The following is a 25,391-nucleotide window of genomic DNA, read 5'->3' as shown; positions in this document are numbered from 1 at the left end:
CTCCTTCATGACATTCGGTGACTCGCGGTTTCCGCGGTCAGCGCGGGCCGGTGGCGGTGTCCCGCGACGGCGGGCTCGGCGACCTCGGCGGGTACGGGCTCGTGCGGTTCCGGCCACACCGAGTAGCGGCGCAGCCCGTACAGCAGCGGACGGCGCGACTCCCGGCGCAGCACGCGCTGGACCGCGCCCATCACGACGGTGTGGTCGCCGACCCGGTCGGCGCGCGACACCAGGCAGTCGGCGATGGAGTGGGCGTCCCGCACCAGGTGCGGGCCGCACGCCCTGCCGTCGACCGTCCACTCGGCGCGCTCGAAGCGGCGCGGATCGCCGGAGGCGAACAGCTCGGCGGTCGGCCGGGCGTTGTGGTCGAGAAGATTGAGGGTGAACCGCCGGGCGGCGAGCACCGCCGCCAGGGTCGGGCTGGCGTTGCGCACGCACACCAGCAGGGTCGGCGGGGCAAGGGTGACGCTGCAGACCGACGAGCAGGTTATGCCTTTGGGACTGCCGTCGGCGGAGACGACCGTCACGACCGCCACCCCGGTGGGAAAACCCGCCATCAGGGCGCGGAAGTCGTCCTGGCCGCTCTGATTCGTGTTCGGTACTTCGCGCATGTGATACCGCCTCTGCTGGCCGGGAGCCCGGTCCGGACCCGTACGCGACGATGTCCGGGAACCGCCTGCAATCACGTGAGTTCACGCTATGGGCGTCGGCTCTCGAAGCTCTCTTCACCCTCTCTCACCGGCCTTGACCTGGGCGGGCCATGAGACGGCGAGGCCGCCGGAGCGATGCTCCGGCGGCCTCGGGTGACGCCTGTCGTGCCGTGCCGGGCGTCAGGTGCCCGCGGCTCGGTGGGTCGTCATGGTCGTCGTCGTTGTCGTCGTCGGGCTGGGTGTCACGCGTTCGCGGCTCACGGCTCACGGCTCACGGCTCACGGCTCACGGCTCACGGCTCACGGCTCACCAGGAGCCGGTGGCGGGCGGGACGTCACGTGTGCGCGGCTCGCAGCGGCTTGAGCGCCTCGGCGATCCGGGCGAAACGGGCACCGTGGTATTCGGCGGCGGCGTACACGTGCTTGGCCAGGTCTTCGTCGCCGTCGCGGATGCTGATGCCGTACGGGTTGCCGCCCGCGGCGTGGATGAGGTCGTAGTCGACGTACCCGGTGGGGACGATGATCGAGCCCCAGTGGTGCATCACGTTGTAGAGGGCGACCAGGGTGGTCTCCTGCCCCCCGTGGACCTCGTAGCTGCTGGTGAACCCGGTCGCCGCCTTGCCCGCCAGCTCGCCCTCCTGCCAGATCTTGCCGGTCATGTCGAGGAACTGCTTGAGCTGGGAGCTGACGTTGCCGAAGCGGGTGGGCGTGCCGAAGACGAACCCGTCGGCCCAGACGAGATCGTCGACGGTGGCCTCCTCGATATGCGCGGTGGCGTCAACGTGCTCCCGCCAGGCCGGGTTGGAGTCGATCGCCGAACGGGGGGCCAGCTCGGTGACCCGGCGCAGCCGGACCTCCGCCCCCGCCGAGGCGGCACCACGGGCCAGGGCCTCGGCGAGCGCGTGCACGTTGCCCGTGGCCGAATAGTAGATCACTGCGATTCGGGTATTCATCAGCACACCTCTCAACTGTTCATTCGACAGATCTCAATTCAAAGGCGCGGGCGACCGGGCCCGCCGGGTTTCACGCGTACGCGTCCCATCCCGGCCGGGCCCCGTCCGTCTCCCACGCCTCCGTACGACGGCCGTCAGCTCGCGGACGGCACGGCCGCGACACCGTCCTGGTCGTCCGCGTCCGCGCCGACGATGCCGAGTTCCCGGCGGCCGAGCCGGGGGCGGGACGGTGACGGCACGCGGGACATCCGGCCGCGGTGGCGGGCGGCGAAGCGCAGCCCCTCGGCCTCCAGTTCGAGCCAGGCGCCCGGATCGGACGTCACCATCTCGATCATCTGCTCGCACACCGACGTCGGGCATTCGATCAGGCCGGACGCCCCCGCCTCGCCCCTGAGCAGCCGCTCGGCGCCCTGGGCGAGCCCCAGCCAGCAGTCGGTGGCGCGATCGAGCATGCCGGTCCGCTGCGCGGCGGTCAGCTCGCTGAGGGAGCGTTCCCTGGCGTACAGCCCCATCAGCTGGTGCATCCGGCAGCGCAACACCCCCATGTGGTCGGTGCCCGCCACGTCCAGCAGCCCCCGGTCGACGAGGTGTTCCAGGATCGGCTCCACGTCGGCGATCGGGGTGTCGACGGCGGCGGCGATCACCCAGGCGCCGAAGTCGGGCACCTGCAGCATGCCCGCCGCGTACCAGACCCGCCGCACGTCCGGGTCGAGGGCCTCGACACTGGGGGCCAGGTAGGAGCGCATGTCGAACGCGCCGTGGGAGAGCTCGTCCAGCCGGCGGTCCGGGTCGCTCAGCCGCTGCGCGAGACGGCCGATCTTGAGGTGGGTGCGGGCGGCCAGGCGCGCCGCGGCGGCACGCACCGAGAGCGCCAGCCTGCCGGTCGCGCCGACCACCTGGTCCACCGCCTCGGGCTCCGCCGCTATGCGGTGGACGCCCACGACCTTGCGCAGGAGCTCGACCGACTGGTCGACGGTGAGCATGCCCACCTCGACGGGGAAGTTGCCCGGGACGTCGGACAGGTTCGAGCGGCTGGTCATCAGCAGCGCGGCCTCGGGCGTGGCCGGGATGAGCGGCCAGACGTGACCGGCCCCGAGCACGTCGTCGAGCATGATGAGCACGCGCCTGCGGTCGAGCAGGCTGCGGTAGATCGCGGCCCGCTCGGAGAGCTCCTTCGGGATCGCGGTGTCGGCGACGCCGAAGGAGCGCAGGAAGCAGGACAGCACGTCGCCGACGTCGACCGGGTCGGGCCGGGAGCCGCGCAGGTCGGCGTAGAGCTGCCCGTCGGGGAACTCGCCGCGCAGCTGGTGGGCCACGTGCAGGGCCATGGCCGACTTGCCGGAGCTCCACTTGCCGTAGACGCCGCAGATGCGGGCGCCCTGGCTGTCGGCCGTCAGCGCGGCGCGGATGCGGCGCTCGTGCTCCGGCCGGCCGACGTAGTCGGGCAGGTCCGCGACAAGCTGGGCGGGCACGTTGACGGGCGTTTCCTCAAGGGTGTGAACCGGTTCGCCCGCCAGGACGCGCTGGTGCATCTCCCGCAGGGTCGGGCCGGGTTCGAGGCCGAGCTCGTCGACGAGGAGCGCCCGCCCCGCGGCGTACGCCTCCAGGGCCTCCGCCCGCCGGTCGGCGCAGTACAGCGCGTACATCAGCTGCGCGCGCAGGCCCTCCCGCAGGGGATACCGCTCCACCAGGGCCATCAGCTCGTCGATCAGCTCCCGGCCCCGGCCACACTGGAGCTCCAGGTCGATGCACTCCTCGATGACCGACAGCCGCCGCTCCTCCCACTTGGCGGCGATGGCCTGCACGGCGGGGCTGTCGACCTCGGCGAGCACCGGGCCGCGGAACAGCGACAGAGCGCAGCGGAAACGGGACGCCGCCAGCGTCCGGTCGCCCTGCGCGGCCAGCGAGCGGGCGTCGGCGACCTGCTCGTTGAACCGGTGCGCGTCGACGGTCTGCGGGTCGACGCGCAGGGCGTAACCCGGTGACGTCGTCTCGATGAGGTCCGCGACCGCTCCGGCGAGCGCGAAGGAGCGGCGCAGCTGCCATATGCACGTCTGCACCTGCTCGGCGGCGGTCCGCGGCGGCCTGCCCGCCCAGAGGGCCTCGACGATCTCCCCGACCGTCACGATGCGGCCGGCGCCGGCCAGGAGCATCGTGAGAACGATGCGCTGCCGGTTCTTGCCGACGACGACGGGTGTGTCACCGATCAGCACTTCAAGTGGACCCAGTATACGAAACAGCATGTGCGCCTCGACACTTCCGTTAACGGCAATCTAATCGGATCGTCTCGCCTCGTCCCATCAATCCCCATTCCCGGTCGGGTATTCACGGCGCCCTCCGCGACAACCCGGTTGACCATGGAAGGGGGACCGTCACGACCGTTCGTCACCTTGCCTTTCCTTTCACGATGGATCGCCGTTTCGCCGGAGGAGCGGCGACGCGGGGTGAATGTGACGCACCCATACCGCCAATTCCGGGTGATCACTATTCAACACATGTGATCTTGATTTAACAAGACCTCACCCTCTTTACATATAGCAAATCACCGCACACGTGGCAAGCCAGCGATAAATTGCATGGTCACGGCCAATAAGCGCCCATCAATCATAAGTCTCCCAACGTAATTCCAATTTTTACCGTGACATAATTCGTCACGCCACGTCGCCCCGTTCCGCACGCGTCGTCCCGGGGAAGCCGTGGGGAAGGAGGCCCGCGAGCGAGGAGCCGAAAGGGCGGAGGAGGCGGTTCACCAGGGAAGGTTCCCTGTCTCCGGTTCGGCGGCCGACCGGGCCCGGCATCGGGCGTCGGCGGCTCGCCGTGACCGGGCGCGACGGACCCGAATTTCGGTCAACATCGCCGGGTCCCGCACGTTTCGTTCACGGCACCCGGTCGCCGAATCACCGATCAGGGGCGAAGGACCGTGCCACAGAACGTTTCGGATTCCAGGAGGGAACACCCCCGCTTCAGGGAGAACGTCATTCCCCGATTACCAAACCCTCGTACGGTGCGGGAATTCCCGGGCCACGGGTACGGCCGAATTCAAGAATGTCCGGCCACGAAAACGGTGTCGATGAAAAACGCGTACGCGACCAGGTCCTGGTCGCGGCCGGCGACGGCGGGGAGAACACGCCATCGGCGACTTGAATTGTCGGAGGTCCTGCCTGCCCGGACAACCACCACCCATCGCGCTGTTTTGTTCGTTCTTCGCGTGCTTCGTTCTTCGCTTGCTTCGTGCTTTACGTGCTTCGTTCTTCGTGTGCGAGGAGCGACCGGCCCCCGGCCGACCATCGCTACCCGCGCGAGGATCGGTCAAACACGGCCGGGCGCGGTCCCGCACGCCCTTGTGCGACGTTCCGGCCCGCCGCCCTGTTCACGACCGTGGACGGACGGCCACCGGGCGATCGGGCTCACCCGCCGGTTCGCCGTCCCGTGGCCTGCCATCCGGTACGCGGGACACGGTGACGGCCGGGTCTCCGTTCGGAGACCCGGCCGTCGCGGTCCCGCACCGCGCGGGGCCGGAACCGGAGCCGGAAAGGTCAGGGCAGGGTCAGGGCCGCGTGACGGCCGTGTCCGGTCCTCGGACGCTCAGGGAGTCGGGGTGGGGGTCGGGGTCGGAGTGGGGGTCGGGGTCGGAGTGGGGGTCGGGACGGGGGTTTCCGTCACGGTGGGGGTCGGTTCGGGAGTGGGGACGGTCGGCGTCTCCGAGGGAGGCGGCGTGGGGGTCACGACGGGCGGCGTGGGGCAGACGACCTTGGGCTCGCGCCACTTGCTGGACCGCCAATGGTTGACCGACCACCAGTCGCCGCCGCGCCAGAACTTCTTGCTGGGCCGCGTCAGGTCGAAGACGTAGGCGGCCGTCGCCGTCTCGCCCGTGGCCGGCGGGCTCGTGGGCGTCTCACTTACGGTCGGCGTACTCGTGGGCGTTTCGGTCGGCGTGTCAGTAGGCGTGTCCGTGGGCGTCTCGCTCACGGTCGGCGTACTCGTGGGCGTCTCACTTACGGGCGGCGGGCTCGTGGGCGTCTCGCTCGCGGGCGGCGGGCTCGCGGGCGGCGTGTCCGTGGGCGGCGTGTCCGTGGGCGGTGTGCTCGGGGTCGTCTCGCCCGTCGCCGGTCCGCCCGTGGTCGTGGTCGCGGTCGTGGCGGTCACCGAGACCCAGTCGCCCTGCCTGATCATGTTGCCCCGCCGTCCCGAGAGGGACCTGGTGGAGTCGGTGATCGCGTACACCTTCTCGAAGCCGTCCTGGCTTCGCACCGTGATCGAGTCCTCCGCCACGGCGATCGCCTCGCCGGTCTGGGCGAACACCGTGAAGCCGCAGCCGTCCTTCGCCGGTAGGACGAACTCGCCGTGCAGCACGCCGGGGAACGCCACCCGGGGTACGCGCGGCGGTGGCGTCGGGGCCGGGGTCGGGGTCAGCGTGGGGTCCGGGGCGGGGGGCTCGCTCACCGTCACCGTCACGCTGGGGGTCGGCGTCTCCGTCGGCGCGGGAGCGGGCGGCGGCGAGGCCGCCGACGCCGAGGACACCCCGACGCCGCCCGAGGCCGCCAGTACGAAGGCGGTGGCGAGGACCATCGGGCGTGGAACGCGCCTGGGTGCTCCACCCGATCCGCTCGACGACACCTCGTTGGACCTGCCGGGGGTTGTTCGCGTCACCTTGTCCTCCATCTGGTTCGATCCGAAACCAGCGGGGGCGTCGAGGGGGTGCCTACGCCCGCCGCCGAGACCGAGGACCACCGCCCGGTCGTGGTCCTCTGTCAAGGGCGCGGGAAAGAGTGCCCGCTTCAAGCGGACCCATGCGAACAAAATAAGTGCACGACACCCTAAATCGGGCGTTCCAGCAGCTCACCACCGTGTTAAAAAATCGAATTTTGACCAGATTCGTCCCTGCCGGGCCCGTCATCCCGGTGCCGGACGGAGAAGGGGTGCCCCGGGTCCCGCGGGCCGACGATCGTCGCCCGCGTCCCGTACGGGATGCCCGGCGGGGTCCTCAGTCCGCCACACCCCGGTCGGCGACGACCTTGCCGACGCGGAGCCTCACCAGCCACTCCCCCGGCACGCCGTTGCGGCGGCCGAACTCGTCGGCGCGGTCGCGGCCCATGTACCGGCCGCCGATCTCGGTGGTCCACCTCAGCAGCTCGTCCTGGTCCGAGGAGAGGGTGACGATGCCCTCGATCATGACGTAGGAGAACGGCGGGGTCTCGTCGTCAACGCACAGCACCACCCTGGGGTCGCGCCGCAGGCTCTTGCCCTTGACGCCGCTCTCGTGGGTGGTGAACACCACGTCGTCCCTGTCGAGCACGAACCAGATCGGCGTCACGTGCGGCCTGCCGTCGGCCCTGACCACCCCGAGCTTGCCGGTGCGCGTCCCCGTCATCACGAACTCACGCCATTCGGCGTCGGTCATCTTCTCCATCCGACGATTGTCGTCGGCCTGTCTCCCGGACGCGCGCGGGACGCGCCGCCCGCACATCCCGCGCGCCCCCCGCGCCCCCGGCACGCTCAGGCGTACGAGGCGACCAACCCGACGACCACACCGGCGAGCGAGACGAGCGTGAGAAGGCAGCCGAGGAGCACGGCGGCCCGGAAGCCCCATCGTGCCCTGGAGACGTAGAGGAGGACGTACGGCAGGAAGCCCAGCACGCCGACGCCGAGGAACGGCATGGTCAGCGCGGCCAGGACACCGGAGGTGCCGGTCGGTACGGCGCGGTCGCCCTCGGGGGTGAGCCTGGCCGGTTTGACGTCACCGGCGCTGGAGTCGGGTGAGGCGTCGACCGGGATCGCGTCGCCACCGCCGTCGGGCGCGAAGCTGCCCTTGCAGTCGTAGCGGCCCCGGCCCAGGTCCTCGCACGAGACGACCGTGAGCGTCCCCGGGGTGCCGACGGAGCCCGTCGCGAGCTTGAGGTCGGGCACCGCGACCACGAAGGGCAGCACGCCCAGCCCCGCCCAGAGGATCAGCAGGACGGCCATGCCGACCTTGCCCGGGGTGCGTCCCGGGCCGGGGGCCGGCGCCGGCTGCAAGGCGTCCATCACGTTCTCGAATGCGCTGCTCATGGGGCAACGATGAGACACGCGACTTGCGAACCACCTGTCTATGACTTGTCCTGGACCGCCCTCGCCTCGGCCTCGGCGGCGTCCAGCTTGGCGGCCTCCTCGGGGGTGGGCGCGGTGCCGCCGAGGTGGCGGGGCTGCCACCAGACGCCCGGCGGGATCTCCGGGTAGCTCCGCTGCGCCTTGTCGAGCATCTCGGCCATGCGCTCGCGCAGGTCCACGGTGACGGCGTCGTAGTCGTCACCGCGCTGGGGGTACATGGGCTCGCCGACCTCGATCGTGATCGGCACGTGCCGCTGGAACAGCTTCTTGGGGTGGCCCTTGGTCCACAGCCGCTGGGTGCCCCACAGGGAGACCGGGATCATCGGCACCTTGGCGGCGACGGCCATCCGGACCGCGCCGTTCTTGATCTCCTTGATCGTGAAGGACCGGCTGATCGTGGCCTCGGCGAACACCCCGACGACCTCCCCCTCCTTGAGCGACTTCAGCGCCGCGCCGAACGCGGCGGCCCCGGCCGCGCGGTCGACCGGGATGTGGTGCATGCCGCGCATCAGCGGCCCGGAGATCCGGTGGTCGAACACCTCCTTCTTCGCCATGAAACGCACCAGGCGCTTGGAGGGGCGCGCGGCCAGACCGGCGAAGATGAAGTCGAGGTAACTGATGTGATTGCTGACCAGCACGGCCCCGCCGGTCCGCGGGATGCGGTCGGCGCCCTCGATGCGGATCTTGAGGTCCAGCGCGCGGAACAAGGTCAACGCCGCCCCGACGACCGGGGGGTACACGATCTCAGCCATGGCTGAACCGTACCTCAGCTCTCCCCCCGGCCCGACCTCCCCCGATCCCCTTCCCCGGGCCCTCGTGTGACCGGCCCTCAGTGCCCGCGGAACGCCTCCTCCAGCCACCACGACCCGCGCGCCCGGGCGACCCTGGCGTGCACCAGCAGGGGCCGCTCGCGCGCTCCCTCCAGCCACCGGGCCACCCCGGCGAGGTCCTCCCGATCCTGTACGGTGACCGCCTCGCAGCCGAAGCCGCGGGCGATCGCGGCGACGTCGGCGGGCGGGAAGGTCACGGTGTCCAGGGGGTGCCCGTCCGGGCCGAAGTGGTGCACCTCGGCGCCGTAGCCGTCGTCGTCGTACACCACGACCACCATCGGGAGGCCGAGCCGCACGACCGTCTCCAGCTCGGCGACGCCCATCAGCGCGCCGCCGTCGCCCAGCGCGGCCACCGGGAGCCGGTCCGGCCGGGCCAGGGCCGCGCCGATCGCGGTGGCCAGGCCGAGGCCGATCGACTGGAACGCCTGGGTGAAACAGAAGCCTCGCTCGTCGGGGACATCGAGGAACATCGACGGATATCCCATGAAATTTCCGGAGTCGACGGAGACCACGCGTTCCGTGGGAAGCAGGTCGTCCAGCGCGATCGTCAGCGTCCGGGGGTCGATCCTGCCGTTGCCGCTCTCGTCGGTGTAGGGAACGTCCCGCCAGCGGTTCTCCTTCGCGATCCGCGCGGCCAGCCCCGCCGAGCGGTACCCGGTTTCGGCCCCGCCTTCGCTCGCACCGCCGCGCGGCACACCGTCACCCCCTTCGAAGACAGCACCACCGTCGCCTTCTCCCAGCAGGCGGGTGACGGCCCGCGCGGTACGGGCGACGTCGCCGACCACCCCGAGGTGGACGGGCCGGTGGGCACCGAGCGCGGCGTCGTCCAGGTCGACCTGGACGACGGTGGTGCCGCGGCCGATCAGCGTGCCGTGGCGCATGGTCCACATGTTGAGGGCGCAGCCCCAGCCCACGAGCACGTCCGCGTCGCGGATGAGCTCGACCGTGAGCGGCGAGGCGAAGCCGCCGCTCACGTCCAGGTCCCACGGGCTGCCCCGGAAGAGCCCTCTGGCCACGGCGGAGGTCGCCAGCAGCGCCCCGGTCCGCTCGGCGAGTTCCTCGATCTCGCGCCGGGCCCCGCGTGCGCCCCGCCCGGACACGAAGACGGGACGGCGGGCCGCCGCGAGGATCTCCGCCAGCCGGGCGACCTGCCCGGCCCCGGGCTCCGGCGACCGGACGACCTCTTCGGCCGCGGATGCCGGAACCTCCCGGTCCGCGTCCGGGACGGTCAGGCCCTGCACCTCCAGCGGAAGGTTGAGCAGGACCGTACGGCGCCCGTCGCGGGCGATGCGGAACGCCTCGGCCGTGTCGGCGGCGGCGGTCTCCGCCGACACGATACGCAGCGGGACGGCACCCACCGCCCCCGCCAGCGCGGCCTGGTCGACGAAGAAGTTCGAGCGGGGCTCGGTCACCTCCCCGGCCAGCACGACGAGTGGGGTGCGGCTCTTGGCGGCCTCGGCGATACCGGTCATCGCGTTGGTGAGCCCGGGTCCCTGGTGGACGCTGAGCACGGCGACCTCGCCGCTGAGGCGGGCGTAGGCGTCGGCCATGGTCGCCGCGCCGCCCTCGTGACGCGCGGCGACGTAGCGCGCGCCGTACGCGACGAGAGCGTTGGTCACGTGGAAGTTGCCGCTGCCCACCACCCCGAAGGCGGTGCTCACGCCGAGTGAGGCGAGGGTCCGCCCCACGACCTCGGCGACGTTCACCTCTCGACCAGGGCCAGCACCCGCAGCGGGCTGCCCGAGCCTCCGGCGATGGGCAGCGGCGGGGCGACGACCACGGCGCCGGTCGCCGGGAGCCGGTCGAGGTTGCGCAGTTGGGTCAGGCCGTACTTCCCCGCGCCCAGCAGGAACGAGTGGCACGGGAAGGCGGGGTCGAAGCCGTGCGCGGCGCCCGCGTCGGTGCCGACGGTCTCCACGCCCAGCCCCGCGATCGGGGTCTCCTCGGCCAGCCAGCGGGCGCACTCGACCGAGACGCCGGGGGTGTGCGGGCCCGTCTCGTTCGCGTTCAGGAAGCGCTCCTGGTCGTGGGAGCGGGCGTCCCAGCCGGTGCGGTAGAGCAGCCACCCGCCCTCCGGCAGCGGCCCGTTGGCCTCCTCCCACGCCTTGACGTGCGCGATCTCCAGCAGGAAGTCGGCGTCCCCGGCCGCCTCGGCGGCGAAGTCGAGGACCACGGCCGGGGCGATCAGCCGGTCGACCGGCACCTGCGAGACGTCGTCGCCGTCCTTGCCGGTGACCCAGTGGACGGGCGCGTCGAAATGGGTGCCGGTGTGCTCACCGGTCACGATGTCGTTCCAGTACCAGGCGGGGCCGCGGTCGTCGTAGCGGCTGATCTCCTTGAGCTCGAACGGGACGGTGTTGCCGAACGGCTCCGGCAGCCGCAGGATCGGCGTCTCCGACGACAGCGGCGCCGTCAGGTCGATCACCTCGATCCCGCCGTTCCGGATGCTCTCCACCAGGTTCCGCAACACCGACATGACGCCTCCAACGGGGAAAAGACCTGGGCAGATCTTCCTACAGCGCCGCCTTCGCCCGCCACCTCCGCCTCCCTCGAGGACCGCCCGGCCCGGCCACCCGGTTCGGGGCGAACCCGGCGCGAGCCTCCGCGGACCCTCCGCGGGCCACCGCAGGCCACCGCGGGCCACCGCGGGCCACCGCGGGCCACCCCCTGCCGATGCTTGCCATCGCCCGCGATCGGGGCGAGGTTGGGAACTGTGAAAAAGCTCATCAACGATGTCGAGTCCGTCGTTCCCGATGCGCTGCGCGGCGTCGCGGCGGCCCATCCGGGGCTGCGGGTGGACGTGGAGAACCAGATCGTGTTCCGGGCCTCGGGGCCGCGCCCCGGCAAGGTGGGCCTGGTGTCCGGCGGCGGGTCGGGACACGAACCGCTGCACGCCGGATTCGTGGGGTATGGCATGCTCGACGCGGCCTGCGCCGGTGAGGTCTTCACCTCCCCGGTCCCCGACCAGATGATCGAGGCCACCGCGGCGGTGGACGGCGGGGCAGGCGTCCTGCACATCGTGAAGAACTACACGGGCGACGTGCTGAACTTCCGGATGGCCGCCGAGCTGAGCGGCGAGGAGGGGGTTCAGGTCGAGAGCGTGCTGGTCGACGACGACGTGGCCGTACGCGACTCCCTCTACACGGCGGGACGCAGGGGCACCGGCGCCACGCTGTTCGTCGAGAAGATCGCCGGGGCGATGGCCGAGACCGGCGCGCCGCTGGCCGAGGTCGCGCGGGTGGCCAGGGAGGTCAACGCCCGCAGCCGCTCCTTCGGGGTCGCGCTGAGCCCGTGCACCACGCCCGCGGCGGGCAGGCCCACCTTCGACCTCGCCGACACCGAGATCGAGCTGGGCATCGGCATCCACGGCGAGCCCGGCCGGACGCGCTCGGCCATGCGCCCGGCCCGCGAGCTGGTCCACCTGGCGATGGACGCGATCCACGAGGACCTGCCGCTGTCCGGTGACACCCTCGTCATGCTGAACGGCATGGGCGGCACGCCGCTGATCGAGCTGTACGTCGCCTACGCGACCGTCGTGGACCACCTGGCGGAGAAGGGGGCGCGGGCGGCGCGCAACCTCGTCGGCAACTACGTGACGAGCCTCGACATGCAGGGATTCTCGATCACGGTCTGCCGGTTGAACGAGGAGCTCACCCGGCTGTGGGACGCCCCGGTCGAGACCCCCGCCCTGCGCTGGGGCCGCTGATGACCCCCGAAACAGACACCCACCCGGATACCGACACGAATACGGGTACTGATACCGATACCAACACTGACACGAACACCGACACCGACACCGACACGGACGCCGACACCGACACGGACGCCGAGATGAACACCGCGATGGACACCGCCCTTTTCGCCGCCTGGATCGAGGAGACCGCCAGGACCGTCGCCGCGGAACGGGACCGGCTGACCGGCCTGGACGCCGCGATCGGCGACGCCGACCACGGCGCCAACCTCGACCGGGGCCTCACCGCGGTCACCGCGGCCCTGGCCGCCAGGGAGCCCGGCACCCCGGGCTCGCTGCTGGTGCTGGTGGGCAACACCCTGATTCGCAAGGTCGGCGGGGCGTCCGGCCCCCTGTACGGCACGGCGTTCCGCGAGGCGGGCAAGACGCTGGGCGACACCCCCGAGGTGTCCGTCGCGCAGCTCCACGCCGCCCTGGAGGCCGGGCTCGCCGGGGTGCGGAAGCTGGGGTCCGCGGCCGAGGGCGACAAGACCATGGTGGACGCCCTCGCCCCGGCCGTACGGGCACTGGAGCAGGCCGTACGGGAGGGGAAGGACGCGGCACAGGCGGTCGGCGCCGCGGCGGAGGCGGCCCGCGCCGGAGCCGAGGCGACGATCCCGATGCAGGCCCGCAAGGGGCGGGCCAGCTATCTCGGCCCCCGCAGCGTGGGCCACGAGGACCCCGGCGCCGCCTCCACCGCGCTCATCCTCTCCGCCCTGCGTACCGTGACGGCGCGGTGAGCCCGTCGTGGTAGGCATCGTCCTCATCTCGCACAGCGGCCCGCTGGCGGCCGAGGTGGCGCTGCTGGCCTCGCAGATCGGCGGCACGAACGTCCCGCTGGCCGCCGCGGGCGGCACCGAGGACGGCGGCCTCGGCACCAGTCCCGACCTGGTGGCGGCGGCGATCGAGGAGGTGGACCGCGGGGACGGCGTGATCCTCGTCCCCGACCTGGGAAGCTCGGTGCTCACCGCCCGGCTCTTCGAGGACGAGCGCGTGGTGATCGCCGACGTGCCGTTCGTGGAGGGGACGATCTCGGCCGTCGTGTCGGCGGGCACCGGCGCCCCGCTGCGGACCGTACTCGCGGCGGCCGAGGAGGCGAGGACCTTCCGCAAGCTCTGACGTACGCCCCCGCCCTCCGAGGAGAACGGGGGTCGACGGCGCGCGCGTGAGGCCGGGCCGGTCCCGGCGCCCGCACGTGACGAAGGCGGGGTCGGCGCGCGGCCGGGCCGGTGGCGCGCAGGCCGGTCGCGGCGTCCGCGCGTGGCGCAGGTAGGACTAGCGCGTGGCCAGCAGGCCCTCCAGCAGGCCGAGGACGGCCTGGACCGGAGGCGGCGTGGTGCCGAACTCCACGTCGGTCCCGCTGACGGAGTCCATCACGCTGACCGAGCTCTGCGGCAGTCCCCAGCGCTCGCCGCCGTCGTGCCCCACGCCGACCTCGATACCGGCGAAGGTGACGTACTCCCAGTTCTTCAGTTCCCTCCTGAGTGCCTCGTGGCCGCGTACGGTGGCCCACTCGGCGACGGCCGCGAGGATGTCGCCGAGCGTGTTCTCGCGCTCCTTCAGGTCTCCGGACTGGAGTTCCTCGATCAGGCGGTCCAGCTCGGCGCGCTGGGCGAGGAGTGCGTTGAGGTCGCTCATAGGGGAGCCTTTCAAGGGAGGTGAGAAGTATGCGGGTGGAAGCGGCGCGTTCAGTTGAAGATCGTTCACGAGAGGAGCGGGCCTCCACCCGGGCAGGACCCCGCCGCGATCCGCGAGCTGCCGGAGGCTTCGCCGATCGCCGGACAAGGACATTGCCGTCATGCGTCACATAATGGTGCCGTACGAGCCCACCCGGCGTCGATCCGTCTCGTGGAATCATCACCGCTCAGAGGCATCGGGCATCGAGAAGCCGGCGTGCGGGTCAGGGTACGGCGTCGCGAGCCCGCGCGGTGAGGTCGAGATACTCCCCGCGTCCCAGCGCGCGGACCTCGAAGCCGAGCCCGTGCCGCGTGGCGAAGCGGTGCGCGTCCTCCAGCGGCCGGGGACCGGGCAGGTGACGGACCGGCCTGCCCTCGCCGTCCACGACGAAGAGCCCGGACAGCCTCTCGTGGCGGTAGGCCACCAGACCGGCCGCGCAGCCCAGGTCGGGCCCGATCTCCAGGTCGTCGGGAACCATCCGCGAGCCGAGCCGGACGCGCAGCGTCCTCCCGTACGGGACGCGCACCGTCTTCCCGCGAGGGACGGAGAGGTACGGTCCCCCGGGCGGCCCGAGCGCGGTGCCGCGCCGGACGCGCCAGGTGTGCCACGCCTCGCGCGCGGGCTTCAGGACGACGAGCAGGGGGCGAAGGAGACCGCCAGCCACTTGGCGTCCAGCAGGTCCAGCAGCAGCCCGCCCAGCGCGGACAGCCCTCGCCACGCGAACCAGCCGCCCGCCGTGACGACGTAGGCCATCGCGACCAGCCCCACCGCCCCGGCGCAGACCGCGACGACCTTCTTGGTCCTGGACATCCGGTGGACCTTCAGACCGGTGAGGCGCGTCCAGCTGGGCGCCCGCCTGCTCAGCACGGTGCGCACCACCGTCGGCGGCGCCACCAGGGCGTCGTGCACGGGAAGCCTCCGCCCGGCCGCGAAGGCGGCCACCTCGTGGGCCGGCCACTCGCCGGGAAGGTCGGCGAGCACCAGCCCGTCGGCGTCGAGCAGGGCGAGGCCGGTGAGGGAGCGCGACTCCTCCCTGCCGGAGACGAGCACCGTGCGCTCGTACCGGCAGCCCCGCGTCCGCCGTGCTGCGCCACCCCCGCGCCCGGGTCTCGATGTCGGCGCGCCCCTCCCGCTCCGTGGCGTGGTGCCGGTACTCGAAGAGCAGGCCGGCGTGCGCGGCGAACGCCTCCACCAGATGACGGGGCCTGGCCCCCGGGGAGTCGAGCATGCCCCTTCCCCCGGCCTCATCCCGTGCGAAGCACGAAGCACAGGCTCGCTCGCGAACCCTCGAAAAAACCTCGTCCCCTTCATTGACGACGTTCCACCACCCCTTCTAACATTGTCTCTGTCAGCGACAAAGTTCGGCGCGTCCCGCGGACACGGGGCCCTGTCCCGGGCGTGGTAGTAATGGGACCCACGGAGGAGGCCGGACAGACAAGTTGGTGCGCCATGACCGAGCACTTCCTCGGCGTTCTCGGCATCGGCGAGGCGCTGGGAGTGAGCCGGCACGCGGTGCACAAGTGGCGCTCCCGCTATCCGGGCGATTCGCGTCACCCCTTCCCCGAGCCCGACGTCGAGGTCGACGGGGCTCCCGGCTGGCGGGCCGACCGGCTGGAGGAGATCACGCGCTGGCGTGACGGCCTGCCGGGCCGTGGCGCGGGCGGGGGCCGTCCCTCCGCCGCGCGCCAGGAGTACCTCCGGGCCGCGGCGGCGCGTGGCCTGGACCGGGGCGAGGCGATGCGCGCGCTCGTCACGTTCGCCGAGGAGTTCCCCGAGATGACCGAGCCGGAGATCTGCGCCTGGCTCATCGAGAAATGGCGCCGGTAGCACTTCCCGGCGGCACACCCCCAAACGGAAGGCGATGACGCATGCCCGAAATCGGTGGGAGCACCGCACCGGGATTCGAAGGAGTACGCGAGGCGTTCGCGGCCAACCTGGCCGGCGGGCAGGAGGTGGGCGCCGCGGTCGGCGTCTACCTGCACGGCCGGAAGGTCGTCGACCTGTGGGGCGGCCTCGCCGACCCCGCGACCGGACGCCCCTGGGAGCGCGACACCCTGCAGGTCGTGTTCTCCACCACCAAGGGCGTCACCGCCGCCTGCGCGCACCTGCTGGCCCAACGGGGCGAGCTGGACCTCGACGCGCCCGTCGCCGCGTACTGGCCGGAGTTCGCGGCGAACGGGAAGGAACACATCCCGGTCCGCTGGCTGCTCACCCACCAGGCCGGGCTGCCCGCGCTCGACCACCCGGTCACCCCGGCGGAGGCGATCGCCCGGGAGCCGGCGGTGACCGCGCTGGCCGCCCAGCGCCCCCTCTGGGAGCCGGGCACCGCGCACGGCTACCACGCGCACACCTACGGCTGGCTGGTCGGAGAGGTCGTCCGCCGGGTGACCGGCCGCAGCCTCGGCGCGTTCCTCTCCGAGGAGATCGCCGCGCCGCTCGGCCTGGACCTGTGGATCGGGCTGCCGGAGAGGGAGCTGCCCCGGGTCAGCCGCATCGTCGCCGCCCCCATCGACCTGGACGCGTTCGCCCGGATCGACCTGGACACCCTTCCCGAGCCCGCGCGCGAGGTGATGCGGGCCTACGCCGACTCCACCTCGCTGACCATGCGGGCGATGACCGTCGTCACACCGATGCTGAACCACGACGACCCCGCCGAGCAGGTCGCCGAGATGCCCTCCACCAACGGCATCTGCACGGCCCGCGCGCTGGCCCGCTTCTACGCCGCGCTCATCGGCGAGGTCGACGGGCATCGTGTCCTCTCCCCCGCCACCCTGGCCGCGGCGACGGCGGAACAGGCCGGCGGCGTCGACCGCGTCCTGCTGACGCCCGTCCGGATCGCCACCGGTTTCGGCCTGCCGACCCCCGACTCCTTCTGGTACAGCCCGACCGCCTTCGGGTTCTCCGGCTACGGCGGATCGCTCGGCTTCGCCGACCCGGCGACCGGCCTCGCCTTCGGCTACGTGATGAACCACATCCAGGAGGGCGTACCCGACCGCAGGGCCGCCGACCTCCTCGACGCGGTCCACGAGGGGATCGGGGCCCAGGCCCGGTGAGACAGGCTGACCCGACCCAGTGGTCCGGGCGGTGCCGCGCGGGCACCGCCCGGACACGGTCAACCAGTGGAGCAGGGCCTTCCGTTGAGGCCGAAGCCCACGGGGACGGGCCAGGGCCCGCTGTAGGAGGCGACGAACCCGACCGGCACCGTCGAGCCGGCGGGAATGACCCTGTTCCACTGCTTGCTCGTGCCGGTGAGCCGCGAGCCGGTCTGGGTCCAGTCCGCCGACCAGCCCGAGATGAGGCGTACGGCCGACGGCGGGTAGTCGACCGTCAGCGTCCAGCCGTCGATGGCGGTCGTGCCGGCGTTGCGCACGGTGATGTCCGCGGTCAGCCCCGGACCCCACCTCGTCGCGTGGTACGACACCACGCATGAAGGGCCGGGCGTCGGGGTCGGGGTCGGGGTCGGGAGACCCTCCCTGGCCAGGGCGGACAGCGGGTCGGACGGCGCGCCGAGGTTGCCGGCCGCGTCCCTGGCGACCACGACGTAGGTGTAGCGCCGCCCGGTGACCAGGCCGGTCTCGGCGAAATGCAGGAAGCCGGGAGGGACCGTACCGACCTTCGTGTAGGCCGTCGCGGTCTCGCGGTAGACGTCGTACGCCGTCACCGCCACGTTGTCGCTCGACGGCTGCCAGCAGAACGTGACACCCCGGTAGTCCCACAGGCAGGGCTCGCTCAGGCCGGCCGGCTTGGACGGGGGCACGCGGTCGCCGGGCGGGGGCGTCGGCGAGGCGGTCGGCGTCATGCCGACCGTCGCTGACACCGTGATCAGGGTGGAGGGCGGGCTGACGTTCCCCGCCGCGTCCCTGGCCACGACGTACATCGTGTACGAGCGGTTCAGCTCGCCCGAGAAGCCGCCGATCGTGCCGGTCGTGGTCGCGGCGAGGACGAAACCACCGACCTCCAGGCGGTACAGGTCATAAGCGGCGACCCCCGTGTCGTCCGTCGAGGGGTTCCAGCAGATGGAGGCGTAACCGGTCGGGGTGGAGGCGGCCGGCACCGGGCAGGGCCGCAGCCCGGCGGGACGTGTCGGCGGGGTGGTGTCGCCGGCCGCCCCCACCGGGGCGACCGCGTACGGGGCCTCCCCCGCCGGGGCGACCGCGTACGGGGCGCCCCTGGCCGGGACGGCGGCCAGGGCCGTCTCCCCGGCCGGGCCGATCGCCGGTACGGCGACGAGTAACGCCAGGGTGAGGAGTCCGAGGGTGAGAAGGACAGCCATCAGGGATCGCCTGCCGAGTTGCATGATTCCCCTATCGAACCGCGTCGGCGTGTGACCCCCCGCAGGAATTGTGAATCATCTTCGGCACCCCGTAAAGCATCGGTCTCACCGGGACTCGCCCGACGATCGGCCGTCGGATCGTCAGCGCGGGGTGCGGCCGAGGTAGCGGAGCAGGTCGTCGGCGACCGGGGTGGAGGAGGGAGCACCGGCACCGCGACCGACACCGCGACCGAGGTGGAGGTGGAGCCCTACCGTCTGGTCAGCTGGCGCCGCCGCTGGTTCCTGGTCGCCTACGACCTCGGCGCGCACGCCTGGCGGGCGCTGCCCGTCGCGGACCTGACCGGCGTCCGGTCCGCGTCCCGCCGCTTCGCGCCCCGCTCCCTGCCCGACGACGACCTGGTCGCCTTCGTCCTGCGCGAGGTCGCGCGGACCGGCTGGAAGGTGCACGCCCGCGTCACCGTCCTCGCCCCCGCCGAGACCGTGATCGCCCGCATCAACCCCGCCGTCGGCGTCGTCGAGGCCGTCGACTCCCGCACCAGCGTCCTCGTCACCGGCGCCGACGCCCTGGAGACCGTCGCCGTCTACCTCAGCATGCTGATGATGGACTTCCGCGTCGACGGCCCGCCTGAACTGGTCGCCCACATCCGCACCCTCGCCCGCCGCTACGCCGAAGCCCTCGACGGGTAGGCCCCCGGCCCGGCTCCTTTACAACGTAGATTCATCGCCGGACCGGAAGGGGCGCCGGTCACCGCCCGACGGTGCTCTCCCTGACCATGAGCCGGTAGCCCGCGCCCACCTCCTTCGGGGCGCGGTCGGCGGGGCCGTCGATCCGCTCCTTGAGCAGGCCCACCGCGGTCCGGGCCAGCTGGGCCTTGTCGGGGGCGACCGTGGTCAGGGTCGGGGTGCTGAAACGGCCGTCCTCGATGTCGTCGAGGCCGGCCAGCGCGACGTCCTCGGGCACCCGCAGACCGGCGGAGAGGATGGTCCGCATGGCGCCCAGTGCCAGCAGGTCGTTGAAGCAGAAGACCGCGTCGGGCGGTTCGGCGCGCTTCAGCAGCGCGGCCATCGCCGCCGCCCCCTGGTCCCTGCGGTAGCGCTCGACCGTGGCGACCGTCTCGGGCAGCCCGTGGGCGGCCATGGCCTCGCGGTACCCGGCGAGGCGGAGCGGGGCGGTGCCGCTGGCCGCGTTGTCCTCGGCGCCCAGCGCGGCGACGCGGGTGCGGCCGAGCCCGATCAGGTGCTCGGTGACGTCGCGCGCCGCCCGTACGTTGTCGATGGCCACGTGGTCGGCGGGACCGTCGTGGATCCGCTCGCCCAGCAGCACGAGCGCGGTGGCGTCGGTGCGCGCCGCCAGCTCGTCGGCGCCGATGGCGATGGGGCTGAGGATCACCCCGTCCACCCGGTGGTCGCGGACCCCGTCGAGGATGCGCCGCTCCCGCTCCAGGCTGCCGTCGGTCTGCTCGATGACCACCAGCCACCTCAGCTCGGCCGCGGCGTCGATGACGAACCTGGACAGCTCGGCGAAGTAGGGGGCGTCGAGCTCGGGCAGCGCCAGGGCGATCACGCCGGTGCGCCCCTGACGCAGGCTCCTGGCCGACAGGTTGGGCCGGTACTCCAGCTGGGAGAGCGCCTCCTCGACCTTGGCCCGTGTCACGGGCGACACATGGGCGTACCCGTTGACGACGTTGGAGACGGTCTTCACCGACACCCCCGCCAGGCGCGCGATGTCGCGCAGGCTCGCTCCCACCCGCTCCCCCATTCCCGCCGCGCTCTCCGCCGTCCGGCCCGGCCCGGCCGGCGCTCCACGGACCGTACGAGATCCGATTCCGACGATCGTAACGCCCCGGTATCGACTTCCGAAGCGACTGTTTACAACGTTGAAACAACGTTGTAGAAACCCCGTACCACGAAATGTCGCATTAACAGAGAGGTCGTGTCTTGGCGACCACCGCCCGTCTCACCCTGGACCCCGCCTTCCGGATCGGCCCGGTGGAGCCCCGGCTCTTCGGTTCCTTCGTCGAGCACATGGGCCGCTGCGTCTACACCGGCGTCTTCGAGCCCGGCCACCCGCTGGCCGACGCCGACGGCCTGCGCACCGACGTGCTGGCGCTGACCCGCGAGCTCGGGGTGACGCTGGTGCGCTACCCCGGAGGCAACTTCGTCTCCAACTACCGCTGGGAGGACGGCGTCGGCCCGGTCGAGGAGCGTCCGGCGCGGCTGGACCTCGCCTGGCGGAGCCTGGAGGGCAACGGCTTCGGGCTCAACGAGTTCATGGCCTGGGCCGCCAAGGCCGGGGTCGAGCCGATGATGGCGCTCAACCTCGGCACCCGGGGGGTGGCCGAGGCGCTGGAGCTGGTCGAGTACGCCAACTACCCCGGCGGCACGCGCCTGTCGGACCTGCGCCGCTCGCACGGCGTCGACAAGCCGCACGACGTGCGGCTGTGGTGCCTGGGCAACGAGCTGGACGGCCCGTGGCAGATGGGCCACAAGACCGCCGCCGAGTACGGCCGGCTCGCCGCCGAGACCGCGCGGGCCCTCAAGCGCTTCGACCCGGAGCTCTCCCTGGTGGCCTGCGGCAGCTCCAACAGCGGCATGCCGACGTTCGGCGCCTGGGAGGCCGAGGTGCTGGAGGCGACGTACGAGATGGTCGACTACATCTCGCTGCACGCCTACTACGACCCCTCCGACGGCGACGTCGACTCCTTCCTGGCCAGCGGCGCCGACATGGAGCACATGATCCGTTCGATCGCGGCCACCGCCGACCACGTGGGCGCGAAGCTGCGCAGCAAGAAGAAGATCAGGCTCTCCTTCGACGAGTGGAACGTCTGGTACCAGAGCCGCTTCCCCGGCGAGTCGTCGCTGGACTGGGAGGAACGCCCGCGCCTGATCGAGGACACCTACGACGTCACCGACGCGGTGGTGGTCGGCAGCCTGCTCATCACGCTGCTGCGCAACGCCGACCGCGTCGGGGTGGCCTGCCAGGCGCAGCTGGCCAACGTCATCGCCCCCATCAGGACCGAGCCGGGCGGCCCGGCGTGGCGGCAGAGCGTCTTCCACCCGTTCGCGCTGACCGCCCGGCACGCCCGCGGCCAGGTGCTGCGGGTGGAGCCGGAGTGCGAGGTGATCCCGACCGCCAGGTACGGCGAGGCTCCCGCGATCTGGGCGACCGCCACGCACGACGAGGCGACCGGCGAGCTGACACTGTTCGCGGTCAACCGCGACCGGCACGGCCCCTGCGCGCTGGAGATCACGCTTCCCGAGGGCATGCGTCCCGTGGAGCACCTGGAGCTCACCGACGACGACCTGTCGGCGGTCAACTCCGCCGGCGCGCCCGACCGTGTCGTCCCCCGGCCGGGCGACGGCCCGCGCGTGGAGGGCCGCCGCGCCGTCCTGAACCTCTCACCCGTCTCGTGGAACATCGTCCGCTTCGCTCCCCTTTCCCCCCAGGAGTAGGAACATGACCAGTCCCCTGTCTCGCCGCTCGTTCATGGGCCTGACCGGCGCCGCCGGTCTCACCGCCGCGCTGGCCGCCTGCGGCGGCGGCACCAAGCTCGGATCCGGCGCCCCCTCCCCCGCCCCGGCCGCGCCGACCTTCTCCGGCGGGGAGTACTCCGGCCCCAAGGTGACCCTGGACTACTGGAACGGCTTCACCGGCGGCGACGGCCCGCACATGCGGACGATGCTGGAGGCGTTCAACAAGGAGTACGCCGGCCGCATCGAGGTCCGCAACGTCACCCGGCGCTGGGAGGATCTCTACCCGGCCATGCCGACGGCCATCACCGCGGGCAAGGGCCCGGACGTGGCGGTCATCCACAACGACTGGATCGGCACCTTCGCCACCCGCAAGACGCTGATCCCGCTGGACGACGTGGTCGGCGCGCTGAAGCTCAGCGAGTCCGACTTCATCCCCGCCGTGTGGAACGCCGGGATCTACGACGGCAAGCGCTACAGCGTCCCGCTGGACGTGCACAGCCTGGCCGACTACTGGAACACCTCCCACCTGGAGAGGATCGACCTCGACGACGCCCCTGCCGACAGGGCCGGGTACGAGGACGCCCTGGGCAGGCTGAAGGAGGCCGGGATCGAGAACCCGTTCTGGATGCCCAGCAAGTGGCCGGCCCACCTGATGTTCATGAGCCTGCTCTGGCAGTTCGGCGGCGAGCTCTACAGCGAGGACGGCGCGAACGCGCTCTGGGGCTCCGAGGCGGGCGCCAAGGCCCTGGGCTGGATGGTCGAGCAGATCGACAAGGGCTTCAGCCCGGCCAAGGTCGCCCAGGACAGCCAGTACGCCGCCTTCAAGAACGACAAGGTCAGCTTCACCTGGGACGGCATCTGGCAGATCAACGACCTGAAGACCAACGCCAGGTCGCTGAAGTGGGGCATGTCCCCGATCCCGAACATCGGCGGCACGACCGCGGCCTGGGCCTCCTCGCACAACTTCGTGATGACCTCCCAGGCGGGCAAGGACCCGAACAAGGTCCAGGCGGCCAAGTTCTTCATCGACCACATCAGCCGCCAGTCCACCGAGTGGGCCAAGGCCGGGATGGTCCCGGCGCGCAACTCCGCCCGCCAGGACCCCGCGATCGCCGACCTGCCGCAGATCAGGATGGCTTCCGACGTGGGCATCTTCCGCTTCCTGCCGCCGCTGCCCGGCGTCGGCGACGTGCAGTCCAAGGCCCTGGAGCTCGCGGTGGCCAAGGCCGTGCTGAAGCAGGCGTCCCCGGCCGACGCGTTGAAGGAGGGCGTGGCGTCCGCCGACAAGCTGCTCGCCACCAACAAGCGGAAGTACGAGAAGTGAGCCTGCTCACCGAGCGGAAGGGCCGGTCCCCCGCCGCCGGGGACCGGCCCCCCGCCGGCGGGGTCACGCCCAGGATGCGGCCCTGGACGCCGTACGCCTTCCTCGCCCCCTACCTCGCGCTGTTCGCCGTCTTCATGCTGCTGCCGATCGGCTTCGGCTTCTGGACCAGCCTGCACGAGTGGGACATCAACCTCCCGGACAAGCCGTTCGTCGGGCTGGAGAACTACGCCGAGCTGTTCGACCCGGACAGCGTGGACGGCTCGCGCTTCTGGACGGCGATGCGGGCCACCGGCGTCTTCACCGTCGCCTCGGTGCCGCTGCTCATCGTGCTGCCCCTGCTGGTCGCGCTGCTGATGAACGGCCGCTTCGCGGGGCGCAACGTCTACCGCGCCGTCTACTTCGCGCCGTACGTGCTGGGCGTGGCCGTCGTCGGGTTCGTCTGGCAGTTCCTGCTGGACGGCAACATCGGCCTGGTCAACCACTACCTCGGCCTGGACGTGCAGTGGACCACCGACGTGCCGCCCGCCTGGATCGCCCTCGTGGGCGTGACGGTCTGGTGGACGCTCGGCCTGAACTCGGTCATCTTCCTCGCCGGGCTCCAGGACATCCCGCGCGAGCTGCACGAGGCCGCGATGGTCGACGGCGCCTCCGCCTGGCAGCGGTTCCGGTCGGTGACGCTGCCGGGGCTGCGACCCGTCACGGTGTTCGTGGTCAACGCCACGATCCTGGCCTCGGCCAACATGTTCGGCCAGTCCTACCTGATCACCCGTGGCGCCCCCGCCGACCAGACGAAGACCGCGATCTACCTCATCGCCGAGACCGGCCTGCGCCAGTTCGACATGGGCACCGCGTCGGCGATGAGCTTCATCCTCGCCGCGTTCCTGATGGCGGCCAGCGCCCTGGTCTTCGGCGCCTTCAGAGACAGGAGCGGGCGATGACCCTCGACACCCGGCGGCTGCGGCGCTCCCTGCTGCACCTCGTCCTGGCGGTGATCGCGGCGCTCTACCTGAGCCCGCTGATCTACATGTTCTCCACCTCGTTCAAGACCCGCGAGGCGGCGGGGGCGACCGAGCCGCAGTGGATCCCGGACCCGCCCTCCCTGGACGCCTACCGGGAGCTGCTCGGCAGCGCCGACAGCCCGATCATGACCTGGTTCGTCAACAGCCTCGCCGCCGCCACCGGCCACGCGGCCCTGGTCCTGGTCACCGCCGCACCGGCCGCGTACGCGCTGGCCAGGCTCCGCTTCCGCGGCCGGAACACGATCTTCGCGACGGTCGTGGCGACGCTGTTCGTGCCGCCGGTGGTGCTGCTGATCCCCAACTTCCTCATCGTCAACGAGCTCGCCTGGGTGGACAGCCTGCCCGCCGTGATCGTCCCGGCCGCGGCCGGCGCGTTCGGCGTGTTCTTCCTGCGGCAGTTCTTCGTCACCCTGCCCGGCGAGCTGGAGGAGGCCGCCGAACTCGACGGCTGCAACCGCTGGCAGATCTTCACCACCATCGCGCTCCCCCTGGCCCGCCCCGCCCTGGTGACGCTGTTCCTGCTGTCGTTCCTGACCAACTGGAACGACTTCCTGTGGCCGATCTTCGTGCTGCTCAGCCCCGAGTCCCTGACCCTGCCCGCGGGGCTGGGCAACTTCCAGAGCGCCAACAGCATCCGCTACGACCTGCTGATGGCCGGCGCGGTGATCGCCAGCCTGCCGGTGATCGTGCTCTATCTCGTCGCCCAGCGCTGGGTCATCGAGGGCATCTCCCGCTCGGGCCTGAAGGGCTGAACGGACCCGCCGTCACGCCGGGCCCGCCGCCGGGGGATTCCCGATCGCGGGCAGGATCGCCTGGTCGACTATCGCCGCGAGGTCCTCGTCAGTGGGCGGTGCCCCGGCGTCGATCAGGCGCTTGGTGACGAGGGCCTCGCCGATGTCGGCCACGACCGGGGTGAGCAGCTCGGCCGGGAAGTGGCCCCGATCGGCGTAGTGCTGCAGCACGGTGCGGGTGAACGTGCCGCCCCGGTTGGCGAAGACCCGCTCGAACAGGGCCTCTGACATCAGCGCGGCGCTTTTCGGGTCGGTGAGGATGGACGCGACGGCGCGGCCCGCCGGGCTGAGGGCCCAGTCCACCATGAGGCGCAGGGCGCGGACGAGGTCACCGCGCAGGTCGTCGGCCCCCGCCGTCGGCTCCTCGACCGGGTGCTGGTGGTAGAGCGCGTCGAGGAGCACCTCCCGCGGGTCCGACCAGCGGCGGTACAGGGTCGTGCGGGGCGTGGCCGCGCGCCGGGCGATGCCGTCCATGGTGAGCCGCCCCGCGCCGACCTCCACCACCTCTTCCAGCACGGCGTCGTGGATGGCCTTCAACAGTTCCTCCCCGCGCCGGCGCGTCCGGGCGTTGTGATCGCCCATCG

At 71.8% G+C, this 25,391-nt stretch carries 25 protein-coding genes; 10 read left to right on the top strand and 15 right to left on the bottom strand.

The window, feature by feature from the left end; genetic code table 11:
• Positions 1 to 5: 5 nt before the first annotated feature.
• From ACFYWM_RS01695 to ACFYWM_RS01655, 9 genes are all read right to left on the bottom strand, one after another.
• Entirely contained in the window at positions 6 to 611 is a 606-nt protein-coding gene (locus tag ACFYWM_RS01695) for a flavin reductase family protein (RefSeq protein ID WP_389907286.1), read from the bottom strand.
• A 373-nt stretch (positions 612 to 984) separates the two neighbouring features.
• The gene (wrbA, locus tag ACFYWM_RS01690; protein ID WP_389907284.1) at positions 985 to 1,602 is read right to left on the bottom strand and encodes an NAD(P)H:quinone oxidoreductase; all 618 of its coding nucleotides are present in this window, start codon (positions 1,600 to 1,602) and stop codon (positions 985 to 987) included.
• A 134-nt stretch (positions 1,603 to 1,736) separates the two neighbouring features.
• Positions 1,737 to 3,815, bottom strand: a complete 2,079-nt coding sequence (locus ACFYWM_RS01685) for a BTAD domain-containing putative transcriptional regulator (RefSeq protein WP_389907282.1) — start codon at positions 3,813 to 3,815, stop codon at positions 1,737 to 1,739.
• A 1,372-nt stretch (positions 3,816 to 5,187) separates the two neighbouring features.
• The gene (locus ACFYWM_RS01680; RefSeq protein ID WP_389907280.1) at positions 5,188 to 6,252 is read right to left on the bottom strand and encodes a hypothetical protein; all 1,065 of its coding nucleotides are present in this window, start codon (positions 6,250 to 6,252) and stop codon (positions 5,188 to 5,190) included.
• A gap of 334 nt (positions 6,253 to 6,586) precedes the next feature.
• Complete coding sequence (locus ACFYWM_RS01675; RefSeq protein WP_389907278.1) at positions 6,587 to 7,012, bottom strand: PPOX class F420-dependent oxidoreductase; 426 nt, start codon at positions 7,010 to 7,012, stop codon at positions 6,587 to 6,589.
• 86 nt (positions 7,013 to 7,098) lie between these two features.
• The gene (locus ACFYWM_RS01670) at positions 7,099 to 7,650 is read right to left on the bottom strand and encodes a hypothetical protein (RefSeq protein ID WP_389907276.1); all 552 of its coding nucleotides are present in this window, start codon (positions 7,648 to 7,650) and stop codon (positions 7,099 to 7,101) included.
• A gap of 38 nt (positions 7,651 to 7,688) precedes the next feature.
• Complete coding sequence (locus tag ACFYWM_RS01665; protein WP_389907274.1) at positions 7,689 to 8,441, bottom strand: lysophospholipid acyltransferase family protein; 753 nt, start codon at positions 8,439 to 8,441, stop codon at positions 7,689 to 7,691.
• Positions 8,442 to 8,518: 77 nt separating this feature from the next.
• Positions 8,519 to 10,225 carry a thiamine pyrophosphate-binding protein gene (locus tag ACFYWM_RS01660; protein WP_389907272.1) on the bottom strand — a complete coding sequence of 569 codons (1,707 nt, stop codon included), beginning with the start codon at positions 10,223 to 10,225 and terminating at the stop codon, positions 8,519 to 8,521.
• Positions 10,222 to 10,995, bottom strand: coding sequence for a cyclase family protein (locus tag ACFYWM_RS01655; RefSeq protein WP_389907270.1), 774 nt, complete (start codon positions 10,993 to 10,995; stop codon positions 10,222 to 10,224). Before ACFYWM_RS01655 ends, ACFYWM_RS01660 begins: the two co-directional genes overlap by 4 nt.
• 237 nt (positions 10,996 to 11,232) lie before the next feature.
• Here ACFYWM_RS01655 and dhaK point away from each other — a divergent pair, with 237 nt between their 5' ends.
• The 3 genes from dhaK to ACFYWM_RS01640 all read left to right on the top strand — a co-directional run bounded on the left by dhaK (position 11,233) and on the right by ACFYWM_RS01640 (position 13,368).
• Positions 11,233 to 12,225 carry a dihydroxyacetone kinase subunit DhaK gene (gene dhaK, locus ACFYWM_RS01650; RefSeq protein WP_389907268.1) on the top strand — a complete coding sequence of 331 codons (993 nt, stop codon included), beginning with the start codon at positions 11,233 to 11,235 and terminating at the stop codon, positions 12,223 to 12,225.
• Between the two features lie 137 nt (positions 12,226 to 12,362).
• Complete coding sequence (gene dhaL / locus ACFYWM_RS01645; RefSeq protein ID WP_389907266.1) at positions 12,363 to 12,989, top strand: dihydroxyacetone kinase subunit DhaL; 627 nt, start codon at positions 12,363 to 12,365, stop codon at positions 12,987 to 12,989.
• Between the two features lie 7 nt (positions 12,990 to 12,996).
• Positions 12,997 to 13,368, top strand: coding sequence for a PTS-dependent dihydroxyacetone kinase phosphotransferase subunit DhaM (locus tag ACFYWM_RS01640; protein ID WP_389907264.1), 372 nt, complete (start codon positions 12,997 to 12,999; stop codon positions 13,366 to 13,368).
• Between the two features lie 156 nt (positions 13,369 to 13,524).
• Here the strand turns inward: ACFYWM_RS01640 and ACFYWM_RS01635 are convergent, their stop codons facing one another.
• From ACFYWM_RS01635 to ACFYWM_RS01625, 3 genes are all read right to left on the bottom strand, one after another.
• Complete coding sequence (locus ACFYWM_RS01635; RefSeq protein WP_389907262.1) at positions 13,525 to 13,887, bottom strand: hypothetical protein; 363 nt, start codon at positions 13,885 to 13,887, stop codon at positions 13,525 to 13,527.
• Between the two features lie 262 nt (positions 13,888 to 14,149).
• Positions 14,150 to 14,590: a hypothetical protein gene (locus tag ACFYWM_RS01630; protein ID WP_389907260.1), complete on the bottom strand. Its 441-nt coding sequence runs from the start codon at positions 14,588 to 14,590 to the stop codon at positions 14,150 to 14,152.
• Entirely contained in the window at positions 14,551 to 14,976 is a 426-nt protein-coding gene (locus ACFYWM_RS01625) for a hypothetical protein (protein WP_389907258.1), read from the bottom strand. Before ACFYWM_RS01625 ends, ACFYWM_RS01630 begins: the two co-directional genes overlap by 40 nt.
• 399 nt (positions 14,977 to 15,375) lie before the next feature.
• Here ACFYWM_RS01625 and ACFYWM_RS01620 point away from each other — a divergent pair, with 399 nt between their 5' ends.
• Both ACFYWM_RS01620 and ACFYWM_RS01615 read left to right on the top strand, forming a co-directional pair.
• Positions 15,376 to 15,753: a hypothetical protein gene (locus tag ACFYWM_RS01620; RefSeq protein ID WP_389907256.1), complete on the top strand. Its 378-nt coding sequence runs from the start codon at positions 15,376 to 15,378 to the stop codon at positions 15,751 to 15,753.
• A 41-nt stretch (positions 15,754 to 15,794) separates the two neighbouring features.
• Positions 15,795 to 16,979 (top strand): serine hydrolase domain-containing protein, encoded by a 1,185-nt coding sequence (locus tag ACFYWM_RS01615; protein WP_389907254.1) that lies wholly within the window; start codon positions 15,795 to 15,797, stop codon positions 16,977 to 16,979.
• A gap of 59 nt (positions 16,980 to 17,038) precedes the next feature.
• On the opposite strand, the gene ACFYWM_RS01610 is transcribed toward ACFYWM_RS01615, so the two are convergent.
• Positions 17,039 to 18,199 carry a cellulose binding domain-containing protein gene (locus ACFYWM_RS01610; protein ID WP_389907252.1) on the bottom strand — a complete coding sequence of 387 codons (1,161 nt, stop codon included), beginning with the start codon at positions 18,197 to 18,199 and terminating at the stop codon, positions 17,039 to 17,041.
• 51 nt (positions 18,200 to 18,250) lie between these two features.
• Between ACFYWM_RS01610 and ACFYWM_RS01605 the strand changes: the two genes are divergently transcribed.
• Positions 18,251 to 18,886 (top strand): helix-turn-helix transcriptional regulator, encoded by a 636-nt coding sequence (locus tag ACFYWM_RS01605; RefSeq protein ID WP_389907250.1) that lies wholly within the window; start codon positions 18,251 to 18,253, stop codon positions 18,884 to 18,886.
• Positions 18,887 to 18,944: 58 nt separating this feature from the next.
• Here the strand turns inward: ACFYWM_RS01605 and ACFYWM_RS01600 are convergent, their stop codons facing one another.
• Complete coding sequence (locus tag ACFYWM_RS01600; RefSeq protein WP_389907527.1) at positions 18,945 to 19,946, bottom strand: LacI family DNA-binding transcriptional regulator; 1,002 nt, start codon at positions 19,944 to 19,946, stop codon at positions 18,945 to 18,947.
• 191 nt (positions 19,947 to 20,137) lie between these two features.
• On the opposite strand from ACFYWM_RS01600, the gene ACFYWM_RS01595 reads away from it, so the two are divergent.
• From ACFYWM_RS01595 to ACFYWM_RS01580, 4 genes are read left to right on the top strand one after another with little or no spacing between them, the layout of a single operon-like run.
• Entirely contained in the window at positions 20,138 to 21,652 is a 1,515-nt protein-coding gene (locus tag ACFYWM_RS01595) for an alpha-N-arabinofuranosidase (RefSeq protein WP_389907248.1), read from the top strand.
• 4 nt (positions 21,653 to 21,656) lie between these two features.
• Positions 21,657 to 22,997, top strand: a complete 1,341-nt coding sequence (locus ACFYWM_RS01590) for an extracellular solute-binding protein (RefSeq protein WP_389907246.1) — start codon at positions 21,657 to 21,659, stop codon at positions 22,995 to 22,997.
• On the top strand, positions 22,994 to 23,935 hold the full coding sequence (locus ACFYWM_RS01585) for a carbohydrate ABC transporter permease (protein WP_389907244.1): 942 nt from the start codon (positions 22,994 to 22,996) through the stop codon (positions 23,933 to 23,935). The genes ACFYWM_RS01590 and ACFYWM_RS01585 overlap by 4 nt, the downstream gene beginning before the upstream one ends.
• On the top strand, positions 23,932 to 24,768 hold the full coding sequence (locus ACFYWM_RS01580) for a carbohydrate ABC transporter permease (RefSeq protein WP_389907242.1): 837 nt from the start codon (positions 23,932 to 23,934) through the stop codon (positions 24,766 to 24,768). Before ACFYWM_RS01585 ends, ACFYWM_RS01580 begins: the two co-directional genes overlap by 4 nt.
• A 12-nt stretch (positions 24,769 to 24,780) precedes the next feature.
• Here the strand turns inward: ACFYWM_RS01580 and ACFYWM_RS01575 are convergent, their stop codons facing one another.
• Positions 24,781 to 25,389, bottom strand: a complete 609-nt coding sequence (locus ACFYWM_RS01575; protein ID WP_389907240.1) for a TetR/AcrR family transcriptional regulator — start codon at positions 25,387 to 25,389, stop codon at positions 24,781 to 24,783.
• Between the last annotated feature and the right edge of the window lie 2 nt (positions 25,390 to 25,391).

The sequence above is a fragment of the Streptosporangium sp. NPDC002721 genome (assembly GCF_042888905.1).
Classification (GTDB): domain Bacteria; phylum Actinomycetota; class Actinomycetes; order Streptosporangiales; family Streptosporangiaceae; genus Streptosporangium.
This window is presented reverse-complemented; position numbering and strand designations above follow the sequence as displayed.